The sequence below is a fragment of the Chryseotalea sanaruensis genome (assembly GCF_003990915.1).
Taxonomy (GTDB): Bacteria; Bacteroidota; Bacteroidia; order Cytophagales; family Cyclobacteriaceae; genus Chryseotalea; species Chryseotalea sanaruensis.
Genome location: NZ_BHXQ01000038.1, coordinates 1 through 330, shown reverse-complemented (window position 1 = coordinate 330; position 330 = coordinate 1). Strand labels below are relative to the sequence as shown.

Genomic DNA, 330 nt, shown 5'->3' with positions numbered 1-330 from the left:
AAAACAAACTGATCTGCATTGAAGACCTGGACGGCATGAAAGAAGAAGCACAGTTCGCGTTTAGAGAATTGCAGAGCAAAGGTATGATCATTAGCAGTACCAGTATCAAAGACGAAAATGGAAACATTAGCGCGAGTGAGAAAACGGTTTATGGCCCGATCGCGAGCATGAGTTGTACTACGAAAGGAGAAATCTACGAAGATAACATGAGCAGGTGTTTTATCATAGCGGTAGATGAAAGTCACGATCAGAGTAAAAAGGTTATTCATTACCAGAACATGAAAGCCTCCGGACAGATCGATGAGCAGAAAGAAAGACAATGCACAGAAT

At 41.8% G+C, this 330-nt stretch carries 1 pseudogene; it reads left to right on the top strand.

From position 1 onward, the window contains the following. A pseudogene (locus SanaruYs_RS20190) lies at positions 1-330 on the top strand (hypothetical protein); the annotation flags it as partial.